Raw genomic sequence first — 26576 nt, forward strand, 5'->3', positions numbered from 1 at the left:
GCGAGACTTACGCCTTGTCGAAGCGGGTGTCGACGTAGGACTTGAAGTCGACCTTGCCGGGGATGGCCTTGGCCTTGGTGAAGGCGTCGGCGATCTCCTGTTCGGAGGCGATGACCTGGTCGGTGAGTTTGATCGGCTCCTTGATCGAACGGGTCCAGGTGGTGCGGGAGGCGTCGACGCTGATCTGGGTCAGTTCGGCGTATTCGGTCGACCAGGTGTCGAGGTTGTCCGAGGACCACTTGGTGGCGGCGGCGTAGCGCTGGAAGAAGTCGGCGAGAGCGGCGGACTTACCCGCGTCGGCGACGGTCTTGTTGCCCGCCACCCAGAAGTTGTAGCCGTTGGCGGCCTGGTCGGCGGTGGCGATCGACTTGGCGCCGATCTCCTTTTCGGCGATGGCGGTGTAGGGGTCCCAGGTGGCCCAGGCGTCGACGTCGCCGCGGGTGAGCGCGGTGTAGCCGTCGCCGGGAGCGAGGTAGACCGGCTCGACATCGCTCAGCGACAGGCCGGCCTTCTGCAGTTGCAGAAGCAGGTTCGCGTTGGCCGAACTGCCCTTGTAGACGGCGACCTTCTTGCTTTTGAGGGCCGCGACCGAACCGATCGTGGAGTCCTTGCCGACCAGGATCGCGTCACCCTTGCCGGTGGCCGAGAGCGCCCCGACGATCTTGATGTCGGCGTCGGCGGCCGCGCCGAAGATCACCGGGGTATTGCCGGTTTGGGCGATGTCGATACCGCCCGCACTCGCCGCCTCGACCAGCGGCAGACCGGCGGTGAAGGTGGAGAATTCGATCTTGTAGGGCAGGTTCTCCAGCTGTCCCGATGCCTTCAGCAGCACCTCGATCGAAATCGCCTTCTGGTCACCGACTTTCAGCGTGACGGTGCTCAGGTCGACCGGGCCCGAGGGGGCGGCCTCGGTCGCCGTGTCGTCGCCGCAGGCGCTCAGTGCGAGCGTTGCGACGGCGGCGAGGGCAAGCCCCGCCAGACGGGACATCGGAGTGCGTTTCACAGGAACAACTTTCGTGCGATGGTGCGGAGGATTCAGTGCACGCCGAGCAGTGCGAGCAGCTGCGTCGCGTACTCGGCGACTTCCGGCGCGGCGGCGGTGCGGGGGCGCGGCAGCTCGATGGGCACATCGGCGGCGATGCGGCCGTCATCGAGAACGAGAACGCGGTCGGCCAGGGTGATCGCCTCCAGTACATCGTGGGTCACCAGCAGGACGCCGAACTCGCGCTGCGCGTGCAGGCCGAGGAGCAGCTCGTGCATCGTCAGCCGGGTCAGGGCGTCGAGAGCGCCGAAGGGCTCGTCGAGCAGCAACAGCGTCGGCTCGGCCACCAATGCCCTTGCCAGCGCGGCACGTTGGGCCTCACCACCGGACAGGGTGAGCGGCCACGCGTCGGCGCGGCCGGCGAGGCCGACCTCGGCGAGCAGGTCACGGGCGGCTTGCTCGTCGGCACGTCGGTTGCGCGGCTTCGGCCTGCCGAGGGCCACATTGCGCACCACCGGCTGCCACGGGATCAGCCGGGGTTCCTGGAAGACGATCGTCGGCCTGCCTTCGACGGAAACCCCACCGCGAGTGGCGGTATCGAGGCCGCCGAGGATCCGCAACAGCGTGGACTTGCCCGATCCACTGCGCCCGACCAGCGCGACGATCTCGCCCGCACCGATCTCGAGATCGATCCCGTCGAGCACGGTGCGCTCACCGAATCGCTTGCCGAGGGCGGTGATTCGCGCGGCGGGGACACGAGCCGATCGCGACGAGATAGGGGTGACGGTCGTGGCGGCGGCAGCGGTCATGGGGTGAACCTCGCGATCGAGCGGCGGCGGGTAGCGGGCCTGCCTGCTCTCGGGACGGGGTGGGTCCTCGAGCCGGCGGAAGAAGCGGACATCAGCGGTGCACCGCCGGGCGCCAGCGCAGTGCGCGGCGTTCGAGCAGCCGTACGATCGAGTCGGTGAGCAGTCCGAGCAGGCTGTAGACCACCAGACCGAACACCACGATGTCGGTACGCAGGAATTCGCGGGCATTGTTGACGACGAAACCGAGTCCGGCACTGGCATTGATCTGTTCGGCCACGATGAGCGAGAGCCAGGCGATGCCGAGACTCTGCCGGGCGCCGACCAGGATCTGCGGCAGGGCGCCGGGCAGCACGAGCAGGCGCAGTCGCTCGGCGAGTCCGAGGTGCAGGGCGCTGCCGAGCTCGAGCAGTTTCGGGTCGAGCTGGCGGATGCCCGAGAAGGTGTTGAGGTACAGCGGGAAGAACACGCCGAGGGCGATCAGGTAGACCTTGGGTTCCTCGCCGATGCCGAACCAGATGATGAACAGCGGGATCAGGCCGAACAGCGGGATGGTGCGGATCATCTGCAGCGGCGGGTCGACCGCGTACTCACCGATCTTGCTCAAGCCGGCGAGCACGCCGAGTACCAGCGCGAGAACCGCGCCGAGCGCGAAGCCGTACAGCGCGCGCTGGCCGGAGACCAGCAGGGCCTCGGTGAGCTGGCCGGATCGGTAGGTTTCCAGACCCGCGTCCAGCACCGCGGACGGCGCGGGCAGCTTCTTGGCCGGGATCGAGCCGCTGGCACTGGCGAGCTGCCAGATGACCAACACCGCGATCGGCGAGAGCGCACGCAGGAACCCCGGGCGACGGTACAGCGGGATCCGTCGCTCGCCGGTTTCGGTGGGCCTCTCCAACAGCATGCGAGCATGGTGCCCGCCCGAAGCGGTATACCGACAGGGTTCGAATCAGCTCGAGGATTTGTCGGCTCGGCTGGAGATCTGCTGCACCGCCCAGCCGTTGCCGTCGGGATCGCTGAAGAAGACGAAGCCGACATTGTCGAGCGGATGCGGGACGGGCCGCGGATTCTTGCCGAGCTCCTGCACCTCACTGACCTCGACTCCCCGCGCCACCAGCTCCGCGTGCGCCTGCTCGATATCGGGAACCACGAGTTGCAGGCCCTTCAGCGAGCCCGGCGGCATCTCCGGCACGGCCCCTTTGCCGATGACGATCGAGCAGCCCGAGCCGGGCGGGGTGAGTTGCACGATGCGAACGTCGTCGGAGATCACCGTGTCGTGGTCGACGGTGAAGCCGAGCTGACGCGCGTAGAAATCCTTGGCCCGGTCGATATCGGAAACCGGGACGATCACAACTTCCAGAGTCCAGTTCACTACGCGCCTCCGCGTTGCAGTCCGGGGTGATGCGCCAAGTGTGCCAGTTCCGCGCTCCGGAGCGGCGCGTATCGCCTCCCTCGCCGCGGTCAGGGCTTGCGTTCCCATCGCCAGGCGAATTCGCCGGTCGCCGGGGGTGGGCCCGGCAACTCGCCCTCGGTGGTGAGCCCGTCCACGATCAGCGCGAGGACGCGGTGGCGCAGTTCGGCGGTGCGCACCGGGTCGGGCATCGTGATGGCCGAGCAGGCCTCGAAGATCAGGCCGAGGTCGAGGGCGTCGACATCGGGCCGAAGGCGACCGCTGGCGTGCGCGCGGCGGACCAGCTCCTCGCCGGCCTCGCCCGAGTGCACGACGTCGGGCAGCATCGACTCGTCGGGTGTGAAGGTGCCCGCCAGACGCACGGTGAGCGAGTGCACGTCGGCCTCGACGACCCGTTCCAGGAATCCGACGAACCCGCGCCAGCCGTCCGAATCCTCCAACGCCGCATCGGCTTCCGCGTTGAATCGCCGTAGCCCCTCGTGGCAGAGGGTGCGCAGCAGTACCTCCTTGCTCGGATAGCGCCGGTAGAGCGCGCTGATTCCGACGCCCGCCCGTTCGGCGACGGCGGCGATCGGCGCGTTCGGATCGTCGAGGAACACCGCGCGGGCGGCGTCGAGGATCAGTCCGTCGTTGCGCGCGGCCTGCGCCTTGCGACCGGGCAAGCGGGGCTGATCTGCGGTTTCGGTCTGCTTCGCCATGAGTATCAGCCTACCACTTGAAACGGAATGTTCCGTTCTGCTATGTTTGAAACAGAACGAAACATTCCGTTTCAATAGGAGGAGTCGACATGACCGCCATCACCCCGTTCCGGATCGACGTTCCGCAGGCCCGCCTCGACGATCTCGCCGACCGGCTGCGCGGCGCCCTGTACCCCGACGAACTGCCCGGCGTCGGCGATTCCTACGGCGTCCCGGCCGGTCACGTCCGCGCGCTGGCCGAGTACTGGCTCGAAGAGTTCGATTGGCGCGCGTTGGAATCCGAGCTCAACGCCTACCCGCAGTTCACCACCGAGATCGACGGCGAGGACATCCACTTCCTGCACATCCGTTCCTCGCGCGCCGATGCGACGCCGGTGATCCTCACCCATGGCTGGCCCGGTTCGATCCTCGAATACGTCGACGTGATCGCGCCCCTCACCGAGCCGGAATCGGCCGACACGCCCGCCTTCCACCTCGTGATCCCCTCGCTGCCCGGTTTCGGTTTCTCCGGTCCCACCCGCAGCACCGGCTGGAACCGCTACCGCACCGCCCGCGCCTGGGCCGAGCTGATGGCGCGCCTGGGCTACCAGCGCTACGGCGCCATCGGCAACGACGGCGGCTCGATGGTCTCCCCGGAGATCGGCCGGATCGCGCCCGACAATGTGATCGGTGTGCACGTCACCCAGCTGTTCTCGTTCCCGTCCGGCGACCCGGCCGAGTTCGAGGGCCTCTCCGAGGCGGATATGGCCGCGCTGCAACATCTCCAGTGGTTCCACGAGAACAAGATGGCCTTCAACACCCTGCACAGCCAGCAGCCGCAGACCCTGGCCTACGCGCTCGCCGATTCCCCGGTGGGCCTGCTCGGCTGGAACGCGCAGCTGTTCGGTGAGTCGCTCGACGCGCAGTTCGTGATCGCGAATGTGGCGCTGTACTGGCTCACCGGGACAGCGGGTTCGTCGTTGCGCTTCTACTACGAGGACGCACACGCCACCGAGCAGCCGACCGAGCCGACCACGGTCCCGACCGGGCTGGCCATGTTCGCCGGCGATTTCCAGTCGATCCGCCGGTTCGCCGAGCGCGACCACAGCAAGATCGTCAGCTGGAATTCCTACGACACCAGCACGGGTGTGGGCGGCGCGAACGACGCGGCCGGGCACTACGCCGCGCACGAGGCGCCCGCGGTGCTGGTCGGCGACATCCGCGAGTTCTTCGCCGGGCTCGCCTGATTCGTCCAGGTGCCGCGGCCCACGCTCCCCTCATCGGTGCGTGGGTCGCGACCCATTCGAATCATGCACCAGCGCAGTGTGATACGCGCACCAAAGATGCCAATCAGTGATGCTCGTGCAGGTCGGCCCAGGCCGGGAACGGATCGGCGTAGCCGGTCCACGCGCTCGGGCCCGCCGCGAACTCCGCGTCGGTGAGCAGCGCGGCGTCGAGTTCGCGCCGCACGGCGGGGGCGTCGAGGCGCACCCCGATGAACACCAGCTCCTGCCCGGCGGGCACTTCCAGTTCCGACCACCACGCGCCGGGTTCGAAGGTCAGGTTCGGGCCCGCCTGCGACCAGATCGCCGCCAGCTCGGGACGACTCGCGATCCAGCAGAATCCCTTGCTGCGCAACATCCCCCGCAATCGCTCCAGCGCGGCGGCGAGGCGTTGCGGATGGAAGGGCCGGTCGGCAAGGAAGGTGAAGCTGCTGATCCCGTATTCCTCGGTCTCGGGAGCGTGTCCGCCCGCCAATTCCTCCGCCCAGCCTTCGGATTCGGCCGCGACCACCGGGTTGTAGCGCCCGGTGGCGAGCACTTCGTCCAGGTTCACGACGCCCTTCTCGGTTCGCAGCACGTGTGCTCGCGGGTTGAGCCTTCGTACGGTCGCCTCCACCGTGGCCGCGGCGTTCGCGCTGACCAGGTCGGTCTTGTTGATCAACAGCACGTCGGCGAACTCCACCTGATCGACCAGCAGATCCGCGATCGAGCGGGCATCACCCTCGCCGGCTTCGAGGTCGCGTTCGGTGAGCGCCTGTCCGCGGACGAGTTCGGCCAGGAAGGTCGAGGCGTCGACGACGGTGACCATGGTGTCGAGGCGGGCGATATCGCCGAGGCGGAACCCGTCGTCGAACTCCCAGTCGAAGGTGGCGGCCACCGGCATGGGTTCGGAGATGCCGGTGGACTCGATCACCAGCTGGTCGAAGCGGCCCTCGCGCGCCAGACGCGCGACCGCCTCGATCAGGTCCTCGCGCAGGGTGCAGCAGATGCAGCCGTTGGTGAGTTCGACCAGCTTCTCCTCGGTGCGGTCGAGGTGTCCCTGGCCCGCGACCAGCGCCGCGTCGATGTTGACCTCGCTCATGTCGTTGACGATCACCGCGACCCGGCGGCCGTCGCGGTTGGCGAGGATGTGATTGAGCAGCGTGGTCTTGCCTGCGCCGAGGAAGCCGGACAGGACGGTGACGGGCAGGGGTGTCAGGGTGTTGGTCACGAGTTAATGATAATGGTTTTCATTTGCAGTGCCCAGGTGGGGTCTCGCGACGGCGAGTGCGGTCGTAGGGTTGGGGCGTGAAGATGTTGCCGCTGACCCCCGATGGCCAGACCCCCGTTCGCGCGCTCACCATCGCGGGCACCGACTCCGGTGGCGGCGCGGGCATCCAGGCCGATTCGCGCACCATGGCGCTGTGCGGCGTGCACGCGTGCGTGGCGGTGGCCGCCGTGACCGTGCAGAACACGGTGGGCGTCAGCGGTTTTCACGAGATTCCGCCGCAGGTCGTGGCCGATCAGGTACGGGCGGTCGTGCGCGATATCGGCATCGGCGCGGCCAAGACCGGCATGCTCGCCTCCACCGCGATCATCGAGGCCGTCGCCGGGGTGTGCCGCGAGCTCGGAATCGGGCGCGAGGGCACCATCCCGCTGGTGGTCGATCCCGTCGCGGCTTCCATGCACGGTGATCCGCTGCTGCACGCCGAAGCCCTGGAGGCAGTGCGCAATACGCTGATTCCGCTGGCGACCGTCGTTACCCCCAACCTCGACGAGGTGCGTCTGATCACCGGCATCGAGGTGGTCGACGACGCAACCGCGCGCAAGGCCGCCGAGGCATTGCACGCACTGGGCGCGCAGTGGGCGATCGTGAAGGGCGGGCACCTGCGCGCCTCGGAATTCAGCACCGACCTGCTCTACGACGGCGACACCTTCCGCGAGTTCAGCGCACCGCGCATCGCCACCGGCAACGATCACGGCGGCGGCGACACCCTGGCCGCGGCGATCGCCAGCGCGCTCGCCAACGGCTACCCGGTTCCCGACGCGGTGGAGTTCGCCAAGGAGTGGACCTACCGATGCCTCGCCGCCTCCTACGATCTCGGCGCAGGTCACGGCCCCGTCTCACCACTCTGGAGACTCCACGTCGAGGCTTAGCGTGGCGTCCCGAACTTGTCGGTGCCCAGGTTCATACTGAATCCATCGCACCCCCGTCGACCCCAATGACGTGATCGGCGAGAACAACGGAGTTCGTGCCGGGCGCGAGATCTCAGTCGAGACCGAAAGCCGAGCGCAGCGGTTCCGACGGGTCGATCTTGACCCCGTTGAAGCGAGCGTGCGCCTGCGCCAGCGCCGAGATGCTCTCGGCGAGATAGTCGACGAAGCGCTCGACCGGCATCGCCGATACTTCGCGCTGGTTCGCGCCGAGCCACCAGTCCGTGGCCGAGGCGACCGCGCCGAAAATCGAATAGTTCACCAATTCGATCCCGGTCACGTCGATCGATTCCGTCGGCAGCAGGCCCGCGAAGAATTCCGCCGCCCGCCTCGCCGATTGGCGGGCCGCGACCAGCGCGCGTTCGGTTTCCTTGGCCTGCTGGCTGAAATGGCTGTGCAGCATGAACCGGAAGACATTCGGATGCGCCGACACGACCGCCACATATTCGGTGGCCGCGGTATGGACGAGTTCGCTGATCGAATCGTCGGTGAGATTCACGCTGGTGAGCACACGCTCCCAGAGCATGTCGCGCACCCGGTCGACGATCGCGTTGTAGAGGTCGGTCTTGTCCTCGAAGTGGCGATACAGCTTCGGCTTGGCCGCACCGGCTTCCTTGGCGATATCGCCCATGCTCACATCGGGCCCGACTTGATCGAGCGCCCGGAACGCCGCGTCGACGAATTCGATACGCACCTGCACGCGATGCTCACGCCAGCGTTCGGTCCGCGCGTCGACACGACGCCGCGGCGCCTCGTCCGTCTTGGGGTAACCGCGCGTCACGGTAGTAATACTAGGGCGGGCCGTACCGAGGGTTACGCACCCCACCGAGAGCGGGAACACATTTGCCGAAACAGCAAGATTTCTGGCGCCCTGCGGAGCTGCCGATGCACTATCGGATGATCCTTTCACCCTGACTGACCAGGAGCATCGATGACCGAGACCGTGGCGAACGCCGAAGAGTTCTGGGAAGACTTCTACCGCGAGCGTGCGCAGATCTGGACCGGTAACCCGAACCCCCTCCTGGTGCGCGAGGTCTCCGAGCTGACCCCCGGGACCGCCCTCGACCTGGGCTGCGGCGAGGGCGCCGACGCGATCTGGCTGGCGGAGGGCGGCTGGCAGGTCACCGCCGCCGATATCTCCGCGACCGCGATGGAGCGTGGCGCGCGGCGGGCCGCCGAAGTAGGCGTGACGATCGTGTGGGAGCGCCACGACCTCCAGGCGAGCTTCCCGGCAGGCACCTTCGACCTGGTGTCGGCGCAGTTCCTGCACTCCCCGGTGGAACTGCCGGACGAGCGGGCCGGGATTCTGCGCAACGCGGCGGCCGCCGTCGCGCCCGGTGGCGTGCTGGTGATCGGCGCACACGCGGCCGCGCCGAGCTGGGCCTCCAGCGAGATGCACGCTCATGTGTTCCCGACCATCGAGCAGGTGCTCGAGCAGCTCGAGCTCGGCCCCGAATGGCAGGTCGAGACCGCTGAGCTGGTCCACACCCCCTCGACCAGCCCCGACGGTGTGGCCGGCGAGCGCGCCGACAGCGTGCTGCGCCTGCGCCGCGGCTGACCACGATCCCCAGCAACCTCCCAGCCTGGTCCCAGCTCGGTGGCAGCGCGGCCGTCGAGCCTGGGTGTCATGACTCAGACCGAGGCCGAGCAGAAGGCCATGCAGAGCAGCCGCGCGCCGGTGCTCGACGTAGTGATACCCGTCTACAACGAAGAGGTCGATCTCGGCCTGTGCGTGCGGAGGTTGCACGCCTATCTGCGCGCCGGATTCCCGTTCACGGCCCGCATCACCATCGCCGACAACGCCAGCACCGACGCCACCCTCGCGGTGGCGGAGTTGCTGGCCGCGGAACTCGACGGCGTCGAGGTACTGCACCTGGACGCCAAAGGGCGCGGGCGGGCCCTACGGGCCGCGTGGGAAGCCTCGGACGCGGCGGTGGTCGCGTACATGGATGTCGACCTGTCGACCGACCTGGACGCGCTGCTGCCGCTGATCGCGCCGCTGGTGTCCGGGCATTCCGATCTCGCGATCGGCACCAGGCTCGACGCGTCGGCTCGGGTGGTGCGCGGACCCAAGCGTGAGATCATCTCCCGCTGCTACAACCTGCTACTGAAAACCACTCTGCAAGCTGGCTTTTCGGATGCGCAGTGCGGCTTCAAAGCCGTGCGCACCGAGGTCGCCCGGGAACTGCTGCCGCTGGTCCGGGACGGCGAGTGGTTCTTCGACACCGAGTTGCTGGTGCTGGCCGAGCGGGCGGGTCTGCGGATTCACGAGGTGCCCGTCGACTGGATCGACGATCCCGACAGCCGGGTCGACATCGTCGATACCGCACGCAAGGACCTGCGCGGAATCTGGCGCTTGACCAGGGCGCTGACCACCGGCGCCCTCCCGCTGGACGAGCTGCGGGCCGCTGTCGGGCGGGAACCGCTGGTCGCCGGGGTACCCCTCGGCATGGTCGGGCAGCTGGTGCGGTTCGCGATCGTCGGGGTGAGCTCGACCCTCGCCTACATCGTGCTGTATCTGCTGTTGCAGCCGCTGCTCGGCAGTCAGGGCGCCAATCTGATATCGCTGCTGGTCACCGCGGTGGGCAATACGGCCGCCAACCGGGCATTCACCTTCGGTGTGCGCGGACGCGGCAACGCGATGTCGCACCAGTTCCAGGGCTTGGCCATCTTCGCGTTCGGGCTGGCGATCACCAGCGGATCCCTGTTCGCCCTGCATCGCTGGGCTCCCGACGCACCCGTGGCGGTGGAACTCACCGTCCTGGTCACCGCCAATCTCGTGGCGACACTCGCTCGTTTCGTCGGCCTGCGCTGGGTGTTCCGGCACGCGGGCGGCGACCGGACGAGCGTCTCGCCGGTGTTCGTAGCCACCGACAATGCGGATTCGGCGGCGCGTGCGCACGCGGTGGAGGTCCGTCGATGACCACGACCATCGCACCCTCCCCACCGGCCGATACCGTGCGGGCGAGGCCGACCCGAAAGCGCTGGGAGCGCCCCGCGTTGGCGGTGTTGCTGCTCGGCACGCTGATCGCCTATCTCATCAATCTGAGCGCCAACGGCTGGGCCAACGACTTCTATGCCGCTGCGGTACAGGCAGGTTCGCAATCGTGGGAGGCGTTCTTCTTCGGCTCCTCCGATGCCGCCAACTCGATCACCGTCGACAAACCGCCCGCTTCGCTGTGGGTGATGGAGCTGTCGGTCCGGCTGTTCGGGCTCAACAGCTGGAGCATGCTGGTGCCGCAGGTGCTGCTCGGCGTCGCGAGCGTCGCACTGTTGTGGGCGACGGTCCGCAGGTCGTTCGGACCCGCGGCGGGGTTGATCGCGGGCACGGTGCTCGCGGTGACTCCCGTCGCGGTGCTGATGTTCCGGTTCAACAATCCCGACGCGCTGCTCGTCCTGCTGATGATCGCGGCCGCGTGGGCGATGACACGAGCGGTCGCGGACGGGCGGTGGCGATGGTTGCTGCTCACCGGCGCGTTCATCGGATTCGGGTTCCTGGCCAAGCAGTTGCAGGTGCTGTTGGTGGTGCCACCGTTGGCCCTGATGTATCTGATCGCCGGACCCCCGAAGCTGGGAAAGCGGGTCGCGCAATTGTTCGCCGCCGGTGCCGCGATGGTGGCCGGCGCGGGTTGGTGGATAGCGGCGGTGGAGCTGTGGCCGTCGGATTCGCGGCCGTGGATCGGTGGGTCGCAGAACAATTCGATCATCGAGCTCACCCTCGGATACAACGGACTCGGCCGGTTGAACGGCAACGAGACCGGCAGTGTCGGACCCGGCGGGGAACTGCCCACCGGCGGCAACGGGATGTGGGGAAGCACCGGGATCACCCGGATGTTCGAACCCGCGCAGGGCGGTCAGATCGCGTGGCTGATTCCGGCGGCGTTGCTCGCGCTCGTGATCGGGCTCGCCTTGCGCGGACGCGCGCCGCGCACCGATGCTCGACGGGCCGCGCTGATCCTCTGGGGCGGTTGGCTTCTCGTCACCGGACTGGTGTTCAGCTTCATGGCGGGGATCTTCCACCAGTACTACACGGTGGCCCTCGCGCCCGCCGTCGCGGCGCTGGTCGGGATCGGGGCCGTGCAGATCTGGGGTTCGCGTGATCGGCTGTGGGTGCGGTGCGCGGGCGCAGTGGCCATTGCGCTCACCACGGCGACCGCGTGGATGTTGTTGTCACGCAGCGCTTCCTTCCAGCCGTGGTTGCGCTGGGCGATCCTTGTCGTCGGTGTCATCGCCACCGTCGCGTTCGTGTTCCCGCCGGCTCGCAAGCAGTCGGTGATCGTGGCGCTCGCCGCGGCCTTCATCGGCCTCGCCGGGCCGATCGCCTACTCGGTCGACACCCTCGCGTCCACGCATTCCGGTGCGATCCCCTCCGCCGGACCCAGTTCCGGCGGGATGCACGGAATGGGGGGACCCGGTATGCGTCCCGGTGGAGACGGCGGCAGGCCCGGCGCCGATGGATCCGCCAGGGACGGTGCCGCACCCGGCGGTGCGGCCACGGGTGCGCCGACCGGCACGCCGCCGGACGGTGGCGCGCAGGGGCAAGATGGCGCGGCTACGCCGAACGGTGCCGCGCAGGGTACGAATGGCGGTGACCAGCGCATGGGTGGCGCGGGTGGATTGCTGGGCGGATCGCGGCCGAGCGACCAGATCGTCACCCTGTTGGAGTCGAACGGCACCGACTACACCTGGGTCGCGGCGGCCGTCGGTTCCAACAGCGCCGCCGGGTATCAGCTCGCCACCGAACTGCCGGTGATGCCGGTCGGCGGGTTCAACGGCAGCGACCCGTCGCCCACCCTCGAACAGTTCCAGCAGTACGTGGCCGACGGAAAGATCCACTACTTCGTCGGTAGTGGGCGCGGCGGCCCCGGCGGGAACAGCGCATCGACCAGCTCGGCGATCACCGCCTGGGTGACGGCCAACTACACCGCGACGACAGTCGACGGAGTAACCCTCTACGACCTCACCCAACCGAAGTCGTAGCCATCTCGCCGTCAGGCTGGGCCCGGCGGATCACCCCGATCCGCCGGGACCAGCCTTGGTGTCGCCTCACCCCATCGCGCCGCCGGAACCCTGCGTTGCCGCCCAGATTTCGTCCACCACGCGGTCACCGTCGCCACAATTCGGCCCGACGTCGGAGAGCGGGCGCAGCAGCGTTAGAGCGCGGCGGGGACCGTGGCGGCGACCCACTCAGCGAAGGACGGACCGGCCAGGGTGGCGTGCGGGGACGGCAGGAGGGTGCCGTTCTCGAATTGCTCGCGGTCGGGGTTGGCGGAGTCGGAGGTTTCGATGATCTGCAACGAATCGCCGCGGGCCTCGACCAGGACAGTGGCCGCACCGGCCATGGTCTCCGGCTGCGGTCCTGCGATCTCCGGGAACGGAATATCCTCGGCGGCAATCGGATTCGTGGCGAGATCGACCAGCGCCTCGGCTACTGTTCGGGCGGCGACCAGCTGGGTACGCATACCCGGAACGTAGGCGACGGAGCCTTGCGTACCCCACCCGACCATCACCTCGACGAGTTCGTGGAACTGCGCCGCACGCAGGATCTGCACCGGCAGAACACCTTTGAGAAGTTCCTGCTCGTGGGCGAGCTTGGCGGCGTTGTACCCGGCGAGCGAACCGTCGATCCCGATGATGGACACCACGACCAGCCGCTCGACCCCGGCCCGCTCCCCCGCCGCATGCAGGTTCCGCGCGGACGCGGTGAAGAAGTCGGTCGCCACCTGCTGATCGGCCGACGGCGTACTGGACGCGTCGATAACAATGTCGACCCCGGTCAACGCCGCGTCGAGACCCGCACCGGTCTCGATGTCGACACCGTCGGCGCGCGAGAAGGCGACAACGTCATACCCACGCTCGGCCAGCACATCCACCACGTGCCGACCCAGCCGCCCGGTTGCCCCCGCCACCGCGATCTTCTTCTGCTCCACCATGATCCACTCCTTCATCGCTTCTTGCGGGTTCACAGAGTCGACGAAGTAGGCGACCGGAGTGTGACATCACCTGGTCACGACGTCTCGAGACTCCCCCGAGGCGCGACCCAGCGGTGATTGAGGTCCACCACCGATGCGACCGTTTCGAAATCGGAGTCGTAGTGGAACAGGACAAGGCGGTGTTCTATCGCCAACACCGAAGCGAGCAGGTCATGGATGCCGACCGCGCGGTGGCGGCCCGACCGCGCGAGTTCGCGTTGAATCGTGAAGGCGCTTTGCCAGTGTTCGTCATTGGTGGGCAGGCACTCATAGGCTGCGCGGCGCCGAAACCGAATCTGTTCGTATTCAGCCGGGCTTCGGGCGCTGTAGAGCGCCTCGGAATCGAGCGGTGCACACGTGGCTATCAACCCGGCCTCGAGCAGCGGCCCGAGTGCGGCCCCCACGTCCGGATGACGCATTCGAGCGGCCGCGCTGGTGTCGATGAGATAGCGCGCCGTTATCGCCATACGTCGTCGCGCCGATCCTTGTCGGCCATTTCGGCCATGCCGCCGTTGACCAACCATTCGACTTCGCTGGCGCGCGCATGCGCCACCACGGCCGAGTTCAGCGCGGCACGAACGGTATCGGAGACACCTGCGGTCCCGAGCGCGTCCTGCGCGGACTCGAGTAGCTCGTCATCGATCTCGATCAGGCGTTTGGTCATCGCACAGTCCCTCGATATATATTCCCCCATGCCCGAACTATATACCTCGAAACGACCAGGTCACAAGGGTTCAGTGGGACAGGTTCAGGGCGGTGTGGAGGGTGGCGGCCCACTGGTCGACGATCAGTTTGCGGCGAGCGGAGTCGTCGGTGAGGACGTCGGCGAGGCCGAGGCCGCGGGCCAGGTCGAGGGTGGCCTGGACGAGATGGTGGGTGACCGGGTCGGAATCATCGACGCCGAGGGCTTCGATGGCGCGGCGGTGGGAGATGCGGCCGAACCGGGCCTCGAGGGGCAGGATGCGTTCGCGCAGGGCCGGGTCGGCGGCGGCGTGGGTCCAGACCTGGAGCGCGGCTTTGAAGAACGGGGTGGTGTAGGACTCGACGAGCGCGGAGACGACGGCGCGCGTGCGGCCTTCACCCTGGGCGACCGCGTTCACCGTTTCGGCCTCGGCCTTGGCCTGGTCCATCCGGAACTCGAACATGAACTCGAGCGCGGCGGTGATCAGGTCCTCGCGGGTGGGGAAATGGTGCTGGGCGGCGCCGCGCGACACCCCGGCCCGCTCGGCGACCACCGACACGGTGGCGGCTGCCCAGCCGGTTTCGGCCAGGCAGTCGATGGTCGCCTCCAGCAGCCGCTGCCGGGTGGCCCGGCTGCGGTCCTGCTTGGGTTCGTGGGGTGTCGCCATCGGACTATTGTGCCCAGCTGGGCGGACGCTTCTGGAAGAAGGCCGTCATGCCCTCGATCACCTCGGGGGTGCCGAAGAAGCTCGCCGACCGCTCGGCCAATGCTTCGGCCTCGGTGTCGAACGTAGCCAGCACCGCCGCGTTGACCAGTTTCTTGGACTCGGCCAGTCCCTGCGGCGACCCCTTGCGCAGCTCGCCACTCAGGCGTTTCACCTCGGCGGCGGCGTCCTGCGCGGCCACGGTGACCAGGCCGATCTCCTGCGCGGTCGCGGCGTCGAACTTCTCGCCGGTCAGGAAGTAGCGGCTCGCGGCTCGCTGGTCCAGCCGCGGCACCAGCGTGAGCGAGATCATGAACGGCGCCATCCCGATGCGCACCTCGGTGAGCGCGAAACTGCTGCCAGGCCCCGCCACGACCAGATCGCAGGCCCCGATGATGCCCATGCCGCCGGCCCGGACGTTGCCGTCGATCTGCGCGATCACCGGCTTGGGCGAGGCGAGGATGCCGCGCAGCACGTCGATCATCACGCGGGTGCGTTCGTCGGCGGCCACCGCCGGGTCGGCCGTGCTCGCCTCCTTGAGGTCGGCGCCCGCGCAGAAGGTGTCACCGGTGTGGGCGAGCACGATGCCGCGTACGGCGGGGTCGGCGGCCGCGGCGTCGAATCCGGCGAGCAGCTCACAAACGAGCTTGGACGAGAGCGCATTGCGGTTGTGCGGGGAATCGAAGGTCAGCGTGGCGAACCCGTCGACGACCTCGTAGCGGACGAACGGTGTTTCCGTCGCGTCACTCATCGGGACTCCTGTTCATCCGATAGGGGTGGTCGCCCCGCTTCCGGGGCGACCACCGTTGTGCCTAGTACGAGCGCGGCAAGCCGAGCGAATGCTGGGCGACGAAGTTCAGGATCATCTCCCGGCTGACCGGCGCGATGCGAGAGATACGCGCGGCCTGCAGCATGGCCGCCAGCCCGACCTCACGGGTCAGGCCCGAACCGCCGTGGGTCTGAATCGACTGGTCCAACGCTTTGATGCTCGCTTCCGCGGCCGCGTACTTGGCCATGTTGGCCGCCTCGGCGGCGCCGAACTCGTCGCCGGTGTCGTAGAGCGTCGCGGCCTTCTGCATCATCAGCTTGGCCAGTTCCAGCTCGATTTTCACCTGGGCCAGCGGATGCGAAATACCCTGGTGCGCACCGATGGCCGTCTTCCAGACCGTGCGCTCCTTGGCATACTCCACGGCCCGGTCGATGGCGTAGCGGCCGAGGCCGACCGCCATGGCCGCGCCCATGATGCGCTCGGGATTCAGTCCGGCGAACAGCTGGGCGATGGCCGCATCCTCGGAACCGACGAGGGCGTCGGCGGGCAGGCGCACGTCGTCGAAGAACAGCGTGAACTGGTTGTCCGGCTCGATCACGTCCATCTCCTGGACGTTCTTCACCAGGCCGGGCGCGTCCACCGGCACGATGAACAGCGCGGGCTTGAGCTTGCCGGTCTTGTGGTCCTCGGTCCGCGAGACCACCAGGATGGCCTCGGCCTGATCGACACCGGAGATGAAGATCTTGCGGCCGTTGAGGATCCAGTCGCCGCCGTCGCGGCGGGCGGTGGTGGTGATCTGGTGCGAGTTGGAGCCCGCGTCGGGTTCGGTGATCGCGAAGACCATCTTCGACGAGCCGTCGGCCAGCTTGGTCAGCCAGTTCTGCTTCTGCGCCTCGGTGCCGTACTTGGTGATGATGGTGCCGCAGATGGCAGGCGAGACGACCATCAGCAGCAGCCCGGCGCCCTGCGCCGCCAGCTCCTCCTGCACCAGCGCCAGCTCGTACATGCCCGCGCCACCGCCGCCGTACTCCTCGGGCAGGTTCACGCCGAGGAAGCCGAGCTTGCCCGCCTCGTCCCACAGCTCGGTGAGGGGCTCGTTCTTGCGCGAGAGCGGCAGCACGTAGTCGCGGTAGTTGTACTTGCTCGCCAGCGAGGCGACCGCCGCGCGCAGCGCCTTCTGCTCTTCGGTTTCGGTGAAGCTCATGCCTGCTCCTGCTCTTCTTCCTCGACGACGGCGAGGACGGTTCCGACCTCGACCTGCTGGCCGACGGTCACGTTGAGTGCACTGAGAATGCCGGTCGCCGGGGCCGCGATGGTGTGTTCCATCTTCATCGCCTCCAGCCACAGAATGGGCTGCCCCTGCTTGACGTGGTCGCCTTCGGCGGCACCGAGGCGGATCACGCTGCCGGGCATCGGCGCGAGCAGCGAACCGGCGGCCACCTGCTCCGACGGGTCGGTGAAGCGGGGCAGCCTGCGCACGGCCACCGGGCCGAGCGGGGAGTCGACCGCGACATGATCGCCGTAGCGGGCGATCTCGAATTGCCTACGCACCGAACCACGTTCACCCGGCACACCGAGGATTACCCGATCGGGCGCGACCGAGATGAGCTCGAGACCGTCGTGGCCCTCGACCGCGACACCCGTGCGGGTGAAGCGGTAGCGCACCTCGTGGGTGCCGGAGGTGCGGCTTTCGTAAGACTTGGTCTGCGGCAGCGAAGACAAGTTGCGCCAGCCACTCGGGGTGAGTCCGGCCAGGCGCGAGGTGCCCCGATTGGCAGCCGAATCGGCAAGCGCCGCAGCGACAATCGACAAAGCCTCGTCGGCCTCCGATACCAGCGGCGCCGAGAGCACGGCCAGGTCGTGGGTGGCGAAGAAGGCGGTGTCGGTGTCGCCGGCGAGGAACGCCGGGTGCCGCAGCACGCGCACGAGCAGGTCACGGTTGGTGACCAGGCCGTGGATCTTGGCGCGCTGGAGCGCGGTGGCGAGCAGATGTGCCGCCTCAGCGCGGGTTTCGGCGTAGGAGATGACCTTGGCGAGCATCGGGTCGTAGTGGACGCCGACCACCGAGTCGTCGACGACACCGGTGTCCAGGCGCACGCCGGGCTGGTCGAGAACCGTGAACTCACCAGCGGTGAAGGGGATCTCGATCTTGTGCACCGGACCGCTCTGCGGCTGCCAGTCGTGCGCGGGGTCCTCCGCGTAGAGGCGCACCTCGATCGAGTGGCCACGCTGGGCGGGCTGGGTCGCGGGCAGCGGCAGACCCGACGCCACCTGCAACTGCAGGCGGACCAGGTCGAGGCCGGTGGTCTGCTCGGTGACCGGATGTTCCACCTGGAGACGGGTGTTCATCTCCAGGAAGAAGAAGTCACCCTTCTCGTCGGCCAGGAACTCGACAGTGCCCGCGCCTTCGTACCCGATCGCCTCGGCCGCCAGACGCGCCGCCTCGAACAGCCGATCGCGCATGCCGTCGATCTTCTCGACGAGCGGCGAGGGCGCTTCCTCGACGACTTTCTGATGACGACGCTGGATCGAGCACTCCCGCTCGCCGACAGCCCACGTCTTGCCGAAAGTGTCCGACATGACCTGGACTTCGATGTGCCTGCCGGTCTCGAGGTAGCGCTCGCAGAACACGGTCGGATCGCCGAAGGCCGACTCGGCCTCGCGCCGAGCGCCCGCGATCTGATCCTGCAGTTCGCCCAGCTCGCGCACCACGCGCATACCGCGTCCACCACCACCGGCGGACGCCTTGATCAGCACGGGCAGGTGCGCGTCGGTGACCTCGGCCGGATCGAGCTCCGCGAGGACGGGGACACCGGCGGCGTCCATCATCTTCTTGGACTCGACCTTGGAGCCCATCTGCTCGATCGCCACGACGGGCGGGCCGATCCAGACCAGACCCGCGTCGAGCACGGCGCGCGCGAATTCGGCGTTCTCGGAGAGGAATCCGTACCCGGGGTGGATCGCGTCGGCAGCGGCCGACAGCGCGGCCTCGATGATCAGCTCGCCACGCAGATAGGTCTCGGCCGGAGTGTTGCCGGGCAGCCGGATGGCAGCATCGGCCTCGGAAACATGCGGTGCCGCGGCGTCGGCGTCGGAGTAGACCGCGGTGGTACCGATGCCCATCCGACGGCAGGTGGCGAACACGCGGCGCGCGATCTCACCACGATTGGCAACGAGGACATTCGTAATGGCCATGTTGTCGCGCCTCACATTCGGAAGACGCCGAAGCCCTCGGCGCCCTTGATCGGGGCTGTGTGAATGGCCGACAGAGCCATTCCCAGCACGGTGCGGGTGTCGCGGGGGTCGATAATGCCGTCGTCGAACAGCCTGCCCGACAGGAACATCGGCATGGCCTCGGCCTCGATCTGCGCCTCGACCATCGCGGCGAGACCGGCGGCGGCCTCCTCGTCGAACGGCAGGCCCTTGGACTCGGCCGCACCGCGCTGCACGATGGTGAGCACGCCGCCCAGCTGCGCCCCACCCATGACAGCGGATTTCGCGCTCGGCCAGGCGAACAGGAAACGCGGGTTGAACGCGCGCCCGCACATGCCGTAGTGCCCGGCGCCGTAGGAGGCGCCGACCAGCAGCGAGATGTGCGGCACCGTGGAGTTGGCGACCGCGTTGATCATCATCGCGCCGTGCTTGATGATGCCGCCGTGCTCGTACTCCTTGCCGACCATGTAGCCGGTGGTGTTGTGCAGGAACAACAGTGGCGTGTTCTTCTTGTTGGCCAGCTGGATGAACTGGGTGGCCTTCTGCGATTCCTCGGAGAACAGCACGCCGCGCGCGTTGGCGAGGATGCCGATCGGGTAGCCGTTGATCTCGGCCCACCCGGTGACCAGGCTCGAACCGTAGAGCGGTTTGAACTCGTCGAAGTCGGAACCGTCGACCACGCGGGCGATGACCTCGCGGGGATCGAACGGGATCTTCAGGTCCGAGGGCACGATGCCGAGCAGTTCCTCGGGATCGTAGATCGGCGAGATCACCTCCGCGCGCGGCTCCGGGCCCTGCTTCTTCCAGTTCAGGCGACGAACGATATTGCGGCCGAGGCGGATCGCGTCCTGCTCGTCGGCGGCCATGTAGTCGGCCAGACCGGAGGTGCGGGCGTGCATCTCGGCGCCGCCGAGGGTCTCGTCGTCGGAGTCCTCACCGGTGGCCATCTTCACCAGCGGCGGGCCCGCGAGGAAGACCTTCGCGGCTTCCTTGACCATCACCACGTAGTCGGACATGCCGGGGATATACGCGCCACCGGCGGTGGAGTTGCCGAAAACCAAGGAGATGGTGGGGATCCCGGCCGCCGAAGCCTGGGTGAGGTCGCGGAACATCGCGCCACCCGGGATGAACACTTCCTTCTGCGTCGGCAGGTCCGCACCACCGGACTCGACCAGCGAGATCACCGGCAGACGATTCTCCCGGACGATGTCGTTGATGCGCAGTGTCTTACGCAGCGTCCACGGGTTCGACGTGCCGCCGCGCACCGTCGGGTCGGGCGCGACGATCATGCACTCGACACCCTCGACGAGGCCGATACCGGCGATCGTCGACGCGCCGACGTGGAAGTCGCTGCCCCACGCGGCGAGCGGGCACAGCTCGAGGAACGGCGAGTCCTCGTCTAGCAGCAGCTCGATGCGCTCACGGGCGGTCAGCTTGCCGCGCTTGTGGTGGCGGGCCACCTTCTCGGGGCCGCCCCCGGCGATGGCCTTGGCGAACTCCGCCTCGACCTCGGTGAGCTTGGTGGACATCGCCTCGGCGGCCGCGGTGTACTCGGGCGAGGCGGTGTCGATGAGGGAACGGAAGGTCGTCACGACTGGTACCCCAATACTTTCGACGCCAGCATGGTCAGGATCTCGTTGGTGCCGCCGCCGATGCCGATGATGCGCACATCGCGGTAGATGCGCTCGACCTCGGCCTCGCGCATGTAGCCCATCCCGCCGTGCAGCTGCACGGCCTGGTTGGCCACCCATTCGGCGGTCTCGACGGCGTTGTTCTTGGCGAAGCACACCTGAGCGATCAGGTTCTCCTCACCGGCCACGTAGCGCTCGACCAGCGCCCGGGTGTACGTGCGCGAGATATCCACGCGCTGCGCCATATCGGTGAGCGTCATCTGCACCTTCTGGCGGCTGATCAGCGGTCGGCCGAAGGTCTCGCGATCGCGGCACCACTGCACGGTGAGGTCGAGCGCGCGCTGGGCCAGCGAATACGCCTGCACCGCGAGGCCCACCCGCTCGCTGACGAACGCGGCGGCGATCTGCGCGAAGCCGCTGTTCTCGGCGCCGACCAGGTTCGACGCCGGCACCCGTACGTCCACGTACGACAGCTCGGCGGTATCCGAGGCCAGCCAGCCCATCTTCTCCAGCTTGCGGCTGACGGTGAAGCCCGGCGTGTCCTTCGGCACCACGATCAGCGAAACACCGGCCGCGCCGGGGCCGCCCGTGCGCACCGCGGTGACGACGAAGTCGGCACGGCAGCCCGAGGTGATGAAGGTCTTGGCGCCGTTGATGATGAAGTCCTCACCATCGCGCACGGCCGTGGTGGTGAGGTGGCCGACATCGGAACCGCCGCCGGGTTCGGTGATGGCCAGCGAACCGATCAGGTCACCGGCCAGCGTCGGCTTGGCCCACTGGTCGATCTGAGCCTGGTTGCCCGAGGCGATCATGTGCGGCAGCGCGATTCCACAGGTCAGCAGTGAGGCCCACAGCCCGCCGGACGCACCGGCGACATGAATCTCCTCGCCCACGATCACCGAGTCGATGGCGTTGCCGCCCTCGCCGCCCGCCGATTCCGGGTACTCGATGCCGAGCAGGCCGAGTTCGCCCGCCTTCTTGTGCAGCTCGCGCGGCAGTTCACCGGCCCGCTCCCAGGCATCGAGGTCGGGCAGGATCTCCCGCTCGACGAACCCGCGCACGGTGGCGCGCAGCTCTTTTCGCTCCGGCGTTTCCCAAACTGAGGTCATGCGAACAGCTCCGTCGGCATATCGATGTGGCGGGAGCGCAGCCATTCGCCGAGCCCCTTGGCCTGCGGGTCGAAACGTGCCTGGTAGGCGACGCCCTTGCCGAGCAGGCCGGAAATGATGAAGTTGACCGCGCGCAGGTTGGGCAGCACGTGGCGGGTGACGGTCAGTTCGGCCGTCTCGGGGAGGAGTTCTCGCAGCTTCTCGACGGTGAGGGTGTGCACGAGCCAGCGCCACTGGTCGTCGGTGCGCACCCACACGCCGATATTGGCGTCACCGCCCTTGTCGCCGCTGCGGGCGAGCGCGATCGTGCCGAGCGGGACTCGACGGGTCTCGGTGGGCGGCAGGGGTGCGGGCAGTTCTGGTTCGGAAACAGGTTCGAGGACAACGGTTTCCGTGGCAGGGGCGATGTCGAGGCGAGTACCGTCCGCCAGCACGGCGAGATGCGGCACCTCGTGCGCGTCGACGAAGCCGGGGGTGAAGACACCGTAGGGTGAACCGTTTCCGGGCAGCGCGGTGAAGCTGGCGCCCGGGTAGCTCGCGAGCGCCAATTCCACAGCGACACTGGAGAACCCGCGACCGACCTTGTTCGGGTCGGCATCGCGCACCACACAGCGCAGGATCGCGCTGGCCTGCTCTTCGGTCTCGGCGTCGGGGCGATCGAGGCGAGCCAGGGTCCAGGTGAGCTCGGCGGGCTTGTCCGGCAGCCAGGATTCCAGCTGTCGTTGTGCCAGGGCGGCTTTGGCCTCGATATCGAGTCCGGTGAGGATGAACGACATCTCGTTGCGGAAGCCGCCGAGAGTGTTCAGCGAGACCTTGAGCTGTGGCGGCGGGGGCTCACCGGTGACGCCGCTGATCAACACCCGGTCCTTGCCCTCCTGGCTCAGCACGATGCTGTCCAGGCGGGTGGTGACATCGGGTCCGGCGTAGCGCGCGCTCTGGATCTCGTACATGAGCTGGGCTTCGACGGTGTCGACAGTGACCGCGCCACCGGTGCCGTCGTGCTTGGTGATCACACAGGACCCGTCGCGCCGGATCTCGGCGATCGGGAAGCCCGGGCGGCCGATGTCGCCGAGTTCGGTGAAGAAGGCGAAGTTGCCGCCGGTGGCCTGAGTGCTGCACTCGATCACATGGCCCGCGACCACGGCACCGGCGAGCGCGTCGTAATCGGTACGGGCCCAACCGAAGTGGGCCGCCGCCGGACCCACGATCACGGAGGCGTCGGTGACCCGGCCGGTGACGACGATGTCGGCGCCGGAGTTCAGGCACTCGACGATGCCCCACGCGCCGAGATAGGCGTTGGCGGTGAGCGGCTGACCCAGGTCGAGCTCGGCGGCCCGCGAGACCAGGTCGTCGCCTTCGACATGCGCGATCTTGGCATCGAGCCCGAGCTCGGCGGCGACCTTGCGCAACTGCTCGGCCAGCCCGGCCGGATTCAGCCCGCCGGCATTGGTGACAATCTGGACGTTCTTCTCGAGCGCGAGCCCGAGGCAGTCCTTGATCTGCTTGACGAAGGTCTTGGCGTAGCCGAGGCTCGGATCCTTCATCCGGTCGCGGCCCAGGATCAGCATGGTGAGTTCGGCGAGGTAGTCGCCGGTCAGCACGTCGAGCTGACCGCCTTCCAGCATCTCGCGCATGGCGCTGAGCCGGTCACCGTAGAACCCGGAACAATTCCCGATCCGGATCAGGTCCGGGTCAGCGGAGAGAGCACTCATGGCACCCAGGATCGCAGCGGTTCAGAAAAAAAGCAAGCATGCGTGCTTGTTAATTCCGTGCAATCGACCAGGCAAGATGGAACCCATGCTGTCCGTCCTCCTCTTCGCCCTCGCCGGATTCCTGCTCGGCGGCGCGTACACGACCTGGAAGAACAACCGCCCGGTGGCGATCGGTTTGATCGTCGCCGCTGTCCTCGCGGGCCTCGGCGCCGCGCTCTGGCTGGAATAGCAAGGCTTTCGCAAGATCAGGGCAAGGCAGGGGCTGTTGGCTTGCCGACATGTTCACTTGGTATGTCGGCCTGCTCGCGCTCAGCGGCCTCGCGATGATCATCATGGCCAACGTCGACAACGGCCGCAGCCAGCTCTCACGCGCGCTCAACGCGGTGTTCGGCATCGCGTTCCTCGGATACGCGGGGTACCTGTGGTTCGTGTTCGAAGGCGGCGACTACCTGATCTTCTTCCACGCGTTCATCCTGCCGGTGCTGCTCATCATCGACTTCGTTCGTTCGACGAACTGGCAGGCGCTGACCACCAAGCCGACCCCGACCCAGCAGGCGTTCCGCGCCTACTGGAAGGAACAGGATCGGCTGGAGAAGCGCTCAGCCCGACGTGTGTAGCTTGAAGATCCTGACGTCTTCCGGGACGCCGTTCAGCGGCGCCGCCCAGAAGTTGCGCTTGTAGGGTTTGGCGACAACACCCAGCTCATCGAGGGTTTCCGGACGCAACGCGGCCAACGTGATGCTGGATATCATCATGTTGCCGTTGCCGCCCGCCTCCATCATCCTGGCAGCGATATTGACGTCGACGCCGAGCCAGTCGCCGCCGATCTCCCGGGGCGAGCCGGTGTGCAGACCGACCCGCATCCGCGGGGTGTAGCCGTTGATCTCGACCCCGGCGAGATTGCGCCGGGCCGCCAGCGCGGCGCGCACGGCACGATCGGGCGAGGAGAACACCGCCATCAGACCGTCGCCCATCCGCTTGACCACCTGACCGCCACGCTCGACGATCGGCGGCTCGATGGCCTTGGCGACCTTGCGCAGCAGTTCCAGGGTGCGCTCGTCGCCCACCGACAGCGACCAGCTCGAGAACCCCACCAGGTCGGTGAACACGATGGTCACCTCCTCGGAGCCGCGCCCACGGCCGATCCGCTCCAGCCCCGCCTGCCACACCTGCAGGGCACCGAAACCGATTTCCCTGGCCGCGGTCGGGGCGCCGCCCGCGATCTTGTCCGCCGCCCGGGCCACCGCGCGCGCACCACCGGGTCCTGTCACCGACAGCGGGTCGCCGAAAGCCGGGTCGCCGGGCAGCTGTTGGCGTGCCCTGCGCAGGGCGCCGATCAGGTCCGCCCGCCGGTTGGCCGCTTGCAGCTTCGACGAGATCTGGGCGCGCTTGCGGCTCGCGCGCGCATCGGTGTCGGACTCGGCGGATTCACTCACGATCGGCTCCAACGGGATGGACACGTCCGCGGCGTCGCGCCGCCGCGGATTCACCCCGCCAGAAGGCGTTTCACTCACGCCAAAAGGTTATCTCACCCAACGACGACCGCCGGTCCGCTGCTTGTGTGCAGCGGACCGGCGGTCCTACCTTCGAGCTACCGGGCAGCGGAAGCCCGAAGGTTCGGGTCCCACGACCTCCCGACAAGGTCGCGGCCCTCGCGACCCGGGCCATTACGAGGGCGGCCCGGGGTTGGATTGTCAGGCGTCGCGGCGGTTGACCAGCACGAGCGCGCCGGCGAACACGATCGCCACGAACACGGCGAAGTAGATCAGGCTTCCCCACACGCCCCAGTGCCAGTCGCCTGCGTACTCCTCGACGCTCAGGAAACGGTTCGCGTTCTGGAAGGGCAGGAACGGCTTGACGGTGCGGCCGAAGCTGCCGAACGCGCCGAGCAGGTTCTCCAGCAGCAGCGACCACAGCACGATCAGCGAGATCGCCGCGGCCGACTGGCGCACCAGCACACCGACGCCGATGGCGAGCATGACGCACAGGAACGCGTAGATCGGCACGCTGTAGATGGCTCGCCAGTTGCCGTCGAGCACGAGACCGGGAGCGTCGTCACCGGTGATCAGCTTGGCCACGATGAACGCGATGAGCGCGAGCACACCGGTGAGCACGGCCGAATAGAAGCCGACCAGCGCGGTCTTCGACAGCACGACCTTGGATCGGTTCGGGACCGCGAGGAAGCTGGAGCGGATGACGCCGAAGCGATATTCGCTGGTCACCGTCAACGCGGCCATGATCATCAAGACCATGACGCCGAAACCGGCGACACCCGACACCGCCACGCTCGGGGTGAGCAACGGCGGGCCCTCGCCGGAATCCCCGGTGGAGTCGGCATTGGTGACCAAGGCGATCAGCACGGCGAGGCCGATGCCGAGCACCACCACGACCGCCGAGCACCACCAGGGCGAACGGGTGGAGGTGAGTTTGATTCGTTCCGCTGCGAGCACGCCCATCAGAGCGCACCTCCCATCGCCTGTTGATCGAAGCTTTCACCGTGGTACTCCACGGCGCCGCCGGTCATCCGCATGAACGCTTCCTCGAGCGAGGCCTGCTGCGGTGCCAGCTCGTAGAGCGTGACGTTGTTCGTGCCCGCCACCTTGCCGACCTCGTCGGAAGTGACGCCCGCGACGATCAGCGCGGCGTCGCCGTCTTCCTTCACGGTCATGCCGTGCGAGGTGAGCAGGCTGCGCAGCTGATCCAGCTGCGGGCTGCGCACGCGTACCGACTGCTCGGAGGCGCGGTCGATGAACTCCTGGGTGGTGCCGTCGAACATCAGCTGACCACGACCGATGACGATGAGCTGCTCGGCGGTCTGCGACATCTCCGAGAGCAGGTGGCTCGACACGAGCACCGTGCGGCCCTCGGCGGCCAGGCGCTGCATGAACCGGCGGATCCACAGGATGCCCTCCGGGTCGAGGCCGTTGACCGGCTCGTCGAACAGCAGCACCTTCGGGTCGCCGAGCAGCGCGCCCGCCAGGCCCAGGCGCTGGGACATACCGAGCGAGAATCCGCCCGCGTTCTTGTTCGCCACCTCGGACAGGCCGACCAGGCGCAGGACCTCTTCGACCCGCGACTTCGGGATGTCGTTGGAGGCGGCCAGCCACTCCAGGTGGGCGCGCGCCGAGCGGTTCGGATGCACCCACTTGGCATCCAGCAGCGCGCCGACCTGCGTGAGCGGGCGTTCCAGCTGCTGGTACTGCTTGCCGTCGATGAGCGCGCTGCCCGCCGTCGGCTTGTCCAATCCGAGGATCATCCGCATGGTCGTCGATTTACCGGCACCGTTGGGTCCGAGGAACCCGGTCACCAGTCCTGGTCGGACGGTGAACGTGAGGTCCTGCACCGCGACGGTCTGGCCGAATTGCTTCGTCAGGCCCTTCAGCTCGATCATGCGCCCCAGCTTGCCTCACGATCGCCGTGCCGCGCGTCGCCGAGA

At 67.8% G+C, this 26576-nt stretch carries 27 protein-coding genes; 7 read left to right on the forward strand and 20 right to left on the reverse strand.

Annotated elements, in window-relative coordinates; genetic code table 11:
• Window positions 1-7: 7 nt before the first annotated feature.
• From ACFULV_RS11960 to ACFULV_RS11980, 5 genes are all read right to left on the reverse strand, one after another.
• Window positions 8-1003: an ABC transporter substrate-binding protein gene (locus tag ACFULV_RS11960; protein ID WP_378655778.1), complete on the reverse strand. Its 996-nt coding sequence runs from the start codon at window positions 1001-1003 to the stop codon at window positions 8-10.
• Window positions 1004-1035: 32 nt separating this feature from the next.
• On the reverse strand, window positions 1036-1791 hold the full coding sequence (locus tag ACFULV_RS11965) for an ABC transporter ATP-binding protein (RefSeq protein WP_378633749.1): 756 nt from the start codon (window positions 1789-1791) through the stop codon (window positions 1036-1038).
• A 91-nt stretch (window positions 1792-1882) separates the two neighbouring features.
• Window positions 1883-2689: an ABC transporter permease gene (locus ACFULV_RS11970; protein ID WP_378633747.1), complete on the reverse strand. Its 807-nt coding sequence runs from the start codon at window positions 2687-2689 to the stop codon at window positions 1883-1885.
• Window positions 2690-2734: 45 nt separating this feature from the next.
• Window positions 2735-3157 carry a VOC family protein gene (locus ACFULV_RS11975; protein ID WP_378655781.1) on the reverse strand — a complete coding sequence of 141 codons (423 nt, stop codon included), beginning with the start codon at window positions 3155-3157 and terminating at the stop codon, window positions 2735-2737.
• A gap of 89 nt (window positions 3158-3246) precedes the next feature.
• Window positions 3247-3894 carry a TetR/AcrR family transcriptional regulator gene (locus ACFULV_RS11980; RefSeq protein ID WP_378633741.1) on the reverse strand — a complete coding sequence of 216 codons (648 nt, stop codon included), beginning with the start codon at window positions 3892-3894 and terminating at the stop codon, window positions 3247-3249.
• Between the two features lie 89 nt (window positions 3895-3983).
• Here ACFULV_RS11980 and ACFULV_RS11985 point away from each other — a divergent pair, with 89 nt between their 5' ends.
• A complete protein-coding gene (locus ACFULV_RS11985; RefSeq protein ID WP_378655784.1) occupies window positions 3984-5120 on the forward strand; it encodes an epoxide hydrolase family protein in 1137 nt (378 codons plus the stop codon).
• 103 nt (window positions 5121-5223) lie between these two features.
• Here the strand turns inward: ACFULV_RS11985 and ACFULV_RS11990 are convergent, their stop codons facing one another.
• A complete protein-coding gene (locus tag ACFULV_RS11990; RefSeq protein WP_378655967.1) occupies window positions 5224-6354 on the reverse strand; it encodes a GTP-binding protein in 1131 nt (376 codons plus the stop codon).
• Window positions 6355-6443: 89 nt separating this feature from the next.
• Here ACFULV_RS11990 and thiD point away from each other — a divergent pair, with 89 nt between their 5' ends.
• Entirely contained in the window at window positions 6444-7292 is an 849-nt protein-coding gene (thiD, locus tag ACFULV_RS11995; RefSeq protein ID WP_378633736.1) for a bifunctional hydroxymethylpyrimidine kinase/phosphomethylpyrimidine kinase, read from the forward strand.
• Between the two features lie 112 nt (window positions 7293-7404).
• Here the strand turns inward: thiD and ACFULV_RS12000 are convergent, their stop codons facing one another.
• Window positions 7405-8130 (reverse strand): TetR/AcrR family transcriptional regulator, encoded by a 726-nt coding sequence (locus tag ACFULV_RS12000; RefSeq protein WP_378633734.1) that lies wholly within the window; start codon window positions 8128-8130, stop codon window positions 7405-7407.
• Window positions 8131-8280: 150 nt separating this feature from the next.
• On the opposite strand from ACFULV_RS12000, the gene ACFULV_RS12005 reads away from it, so the two are divergent.
• The 3 genes from ACFULV_RS12005 to ACFULV_RS12015 all read left to right on the forward strand — a co-directional run bounded on the left by ACFULV_RS12005 (window position 8281) and on the right by ACFULV_RS12015 (window position 12329).
• Window positions 8281-8907, forward strand: a complete 627-nt coding sequence (locus ACFULV_RS12005; RefSeq protein WP_378655787.1) for a class I SAM-dependent methyltransferase — start codon at window positions 8281-8283, stop codon at window positions 8905-8907.
• Window positions 8908-8976: 69 nt separating this feature from the next.
• Window positions 8977-10272: a glycosyltransferase gene (locus ACFULV_RS12010; RefSeq protein ID WP_378655791.1), complete on the forward strand. Its 1296-nt coding sequence runs from the start codon at window positions 8977-8979 to the stop codon at window positions 10270-10272.
• Complete coding sequence (locus ACFULV_RS12015; RefSeq protein WP_378655794.1) at window positions 10269-12329, forward strand: glycosyltransferase family 39 protein; 2061 nt, start codon at window positions 10269-10271, stop codon at window positions 12327-12329. The genes ACFULV_RS12010 and ACFULV_RS12015 overlap by 4 nt, the downstream gene beginning before the upstream one ends.
• 173 nt (window positions 12330-12502) lie before the next feature.
• Here ACFULV_RS12015 and ACFULV_RS12020 read toward each other — a convergent pair whose 3' ends face one another.
• From ACFULV_RS12020 to ACFULV_RS12065, 10 genes are all read right to left on the reverse strand, one after another.
• Window positions 12503-13282, reverse strand: a complete 780-nt coding sequence (locus ACFULV_RS12020) for an SDR family oxidoreductase (RefSeq protein ID WP_378655797.1) — start codon at window positions 13280-13282, stop codon at window positions 12503-12505.
• Window positions 13283-13356: 74 nt separating this feature from the next.
• Entirely contained in the window at window positions 13357-13788 is a 432-nt protein-coding gene (locus ACFULV_RS12025) for a PIN domain-containing protein (RefSeq protein WP_378655800.1), read from the reverse strand.
• On the reverse strand, window positions 13779-13985 hold the full coding sequence (locus tag ACFULV_RS12030) for a hypothetical protein (RefSeq protein ID WP_056814932.1): 207 nt from the start codon (window positions 13983-13985) through the stop codon (window positions 13779-13781). Before ACFULV_RS12030 ends, ACFULV_RS12025 begins: the two co-directional genes overlap by 10 nt.
• A gap of 70 nt (window positions 13986-14055) precedes the next feature.
• Window positions 14056-14670, reverse strand: coding sequence for a TetR/AcrR family transcriptional regulator (locus tag ACFULV_RS12035; RefSeq protein ID WP_101465384.1), 615 nt, complete (start codon window positions 14668-14670; stop codon window positions 14056-14058).
• Between the two features lie 4 nt (window positions 14671-14674).
• The gene (locus ACFULV_RS12040; protein ID WP_378655803.1) at window positions 14675-15457 is read right to left on the reverse strand and encodes an enoyl-CoA hydratase family protein; all 783 of its coding nucleotides are present in this window, start codon (window positions 15455-15457) and stop codon (window positions 14675-14677) included.
• 61 nt (window positions 15458-15518) lie between these two features.
• Window positions 15519-16679: an acyl-CoA dehydrogenase family protein gene (locus ACFULV_RS12045; RefSeq protein WP_378655806.1), complete on the reverse strand. Its 1161-nt coding sequence runs from the start codon at window positions 16677-16679 to the stop codon at window positions 15519-15521.
• Window positions 16676-18670: an acetyl/propionyl/methylcrotonyl-CoA carboxylase subunit alpha gene (locus tag ACFULV_RS12050; protein WP_378655809.1), complete on the reverse strand. Its 1995-nt coding sequence runs from the start codon at window positions 18668-18670 to the stop codon at window positions 16676-16678. Before ACFULV_RS12050 ends, ACFULV_RS12045 begins: the two co-directional genes overlap by 4 nt.
• A gap of 11 nt (window positions 18671-18681) precedes the next feature.
• On the reverse strand, window positions 18682-20280 hold the full coding sequence (locus ACFULV_RS12055; RefSeq protein ID WP_358061506.1) for a carboxyl transferase domain-containing protein: 1599 nt from the start codon (window positions 20278-20280) through the stop codon (window positions 18682-18684).
• Complete coding sequence (locus ACFULV_RS12060; protein ID WP_378633707.1) at window positions 20277-21428, reverse strand: acyl-CoA dehydrogenase family protein; 1152 nt, start codon at window positions 21426-21428, stop codon at window positions 20277-20279. Before ACFULV_RS12060 ends, ACFULV_RS12055 begins: the two co-directional genes overlap by 4 nt.
• Window positions 21425-23140 carry an acyclic terpene utilization AtuA family protein gene (locus ACFULV_RS12065; RefSeq protein ID WP_378655812.1) on the reverse strand — a complete coding sequence of 572 codons (1716 nt, stop codon included), beginning with the start codon at window positions 23138-23140 and terminating at the stop codon, window positions 21425-21427. Before ACFULV_RS12065 ends, ACFULV_RS12060 begins: the two co-directional genes overlap by 4 nt.
• A gap of 85 nt (window positions 23141-23225) precedes the next feature.
• Here ACFULV_RS12065 and ACFULV_RS12070 point away from each other — a divergent pair, with 85 nt between their 5' ends.
• Both ACFULV_RS12070 and ACFULV_RS12075 read left to right on the forward strand, forming a co-directional pair.
• Window positions 23226-23369 carry a hypothetical protein gene (locus ACFULV_RS12070; RefSeq protein ID WP_378633702.1) on the forward strand — a complete coding sequence of 48 codons (144 nt, stop codon included), beginning with the start codon at window positions 23226-23228 and terminating at the stop codon, window positions 23367-23369.
• A gap of 49 nt (window positions 23370-23418) precedes the next feature.
• On the forward strand, window positions 23419-23757 hold the full coding sequence (locus ACFULV_RS12075) for a hypothetical protein (RefSeq protein WP_378633699.1): 339 nt from the start codon (window positions 23419-23421) through the stop codon (window positions 23755-23757).
• Here ACFULV_RS12075 and ACFULV_RS12080 read toward each other — a convergent pair.
• The 3 genes from ACFULV_RS12080 to ACFULV_RS12090 form a co-directional block, all read right to left on the reverse strand.
• Window positions 23740-24594, reverse strand: coding sequence for an adenylate/guanylate cyclase domain-containing protein (locus tag ACFULV_RS12080; RefSeq protein ID WP_378655969.1), 855 nt, complete (start codon window positions 24592-24594; stop codon window positions 23740-23742). The two genes, ACFULV_RS12075 and ACFULV_RS12080, sit on opposite strands and share 18 nt — an antisense overlap.
• 240 nt (window positions 24595-24834) lie before the next feature.
• The gene (locus ACFULV_RS12085; protein ID WP_378633697.1) at window positions 24835-25596 is read right to left on the reverse strand and encodes an ABC transporter permease; all 762 of its coding nucleotides are present in this window, start codon (window positions 25594-25596) and stop codon (window positions 24835-24837) included.
• On the reverse strand, window positions 25596-26531 hold the full coding sequence (locus tag ACFULV_RS12090; RefSeq protein ID WP_378633694.1) for an ABC transporter ATP-binding protein: 936 nt from the start codon (window positions 26529-26531) through the stop codon (window positions 25596-25598). Before ACFULV_RS12090 ends, ACFULV_RS12085 begins: the two co-directional genes overlap by 1 nt.
• Between the last annotated feature and the right edge of the window lie 45 nt (window positions 26532-26576).

The sequence above is a fragment of the Nocardia sp. NPDC057272 genome (genome assembly GCF_042668615.1).
Classification (GTDB): Bacteria; Actinomycetota; Actinomycetes; order Mycobacteriales; family Mycobacteriaceae; genus Nocardia.

What these genes read in the sequence shown, in the direction of transcription:
- ACFULV_RS11965 (WP_378633749.1), bottom strand. Translation starts at nt 1,791, where the DNA reads ATGACCGCTGCCGCCGCCACGACCGTCACCCCTATCTCGTCGCGATCG.
- ACFULV_RS11970 (WP_378633747.1), bottom strand. Translation starts at nt 2,689, where the DNA reads ATGCTGTTGGAGAGGCCCACCGAAACCGGCGAGCGACGGATCCCGCTG.
- ACFULV_RS11980 (WP_378633741.1), bottom strand. Translation starts at nt 3,894, where the DNA reads ATGGCGAAGCAGACCGAAACCGCAGATCAGCCCCGCTTGCCCGGTCGC.
- ACFULV_RS11985 (WP_378655784.1), top strand. Translation starts at nt 3,984, where the DNA reads ATGACCGCCATCACCCCGTTCCGGATCGACGTTCCGCAGGCCCGCCTC.
- ACFULV_RS12005 (WP_378655787.1), top strand. Translation starts at nt 8,281, where the DNA reads ATGACCGAGACCGTGGCGAACGCCGAAGAGTTCTGGGAAGACTTCTAC.
- ACFULV_RS12010 (WP_378655791.1), top strand. Translation starts at nt 8,977, where the DNA reads ATGACTCAGACCGAGGCCGAGCAGAAGGCCATGCAGAGCAGCCGCGCG.
- ACFULV_RS12015 (WP_378655794.1), top strand. Translation starts at nt 10,269, where the DNA reads ATGACCACGACCATCGCACCCTCCCCACCGGCCGATACCGTGCGGGCG.
- ACFULV_RS12020 (WP_378655797.1), bottom strand. Translation starts at nt 13,282, where the DNA reads ATGGTGGAGCAGAAGAAGATCGCGGTGGCGGGGGCAACCGGGCGGCTG.
- ACFULV_RS12025 (WP_378655800.1), bottom strand. Translation starts at nt 13,788, where the DNA reads ATGGCGATAACGGCGCGCTATCTCATCGACACCAGCGCGGCCGCTCGA.
- ACFULV_RS12030 (WP_056814932.1), bottom strand. Translation starts at nt 13,985, where the DNA reads ATGACCAAACGCCTGATCGAGATCGATGACGAGCTACTCGAGTCCGCG.
- ACFULV_RS12035 (WP_101465384.1), bottom strand. Translation starts at nt 14,670, where the DNA reads ATGGCGACACCCCACGAACCCAAGCAGGACCGCAGCCGGGCCACCCGG.
- ACFULV_RS12040 (WP_378655803.1), bottom strand. Translation starts at nt 15,457, where the DNA reads ATGAGTGACGCGACGGAAACACCGTTCGTCCGCTACGAGGTCGTCGAC.
- ACFULV_RS12045 (WP_378655806.1), bottom strand. Translation starts at nt 16,679, where the DNA reads ATGAGCTTCACCGAAACCGAAGAGCAGAAGGCGCTGCGCGCGGCGGTC.
- ACFULV_RS12050 (WP_378655809.1), bottom strand. Translation starts at nt 18,670, where the DNA reads ATGGCCATTACGAATGTCCTCGTTGCCAATCGTGGTGAGATCGCGCGC.
- ACFULV_RS12060 (WP_378633707.1), bottom strand. Translation starts at nt 21,428, where the DNA reads ATGACCTCAGTTTGGGAAACGCCGGAGCGAAAAGAGCTGCGCGCCACC.
- ACFULV_RS12065 (WP_378655812.1), bottom strand. Translation starts at nt 23,140, where the DNA reads ATGAGTGCTCTCTCCGCTGACCCGGACCTGATCCGGATCGGGAATTGT.
- ACFULV_RS12070 (WP_378633702.1), top strand. Translation starts at nt 23,226, where the DNA reads ATGCTGTCCGTCCTCCTCTTCGCCCTCGCCGGATTCCTGCTCGGCGGC.
- ACFULV_RS12075 (WP_378633699.1), top strand. Translation starts at nt 23,419, where the DNA reads ATGTTCACTTGGTATGTCGGCCTGCTCGCGCTCAGCGGCCTCGCGATG.
- ACFULV_RS12085 (WP_378633697.1), bottom strand. Translation starts at nt 25,596, where the DNA reads ATGGGCGTGCTCGCAGCGGAACGAATCAAACTCACCTCCACCCGTTCG.
- ACFULV_RS12090 (WP_378633694.1), bottom strand. Translation starts at nt 26,531, where the DNA reads ATGATCGAGCTGAAGGGCCTGACGAAGCAATTCGGCCAGACCGTCGCG.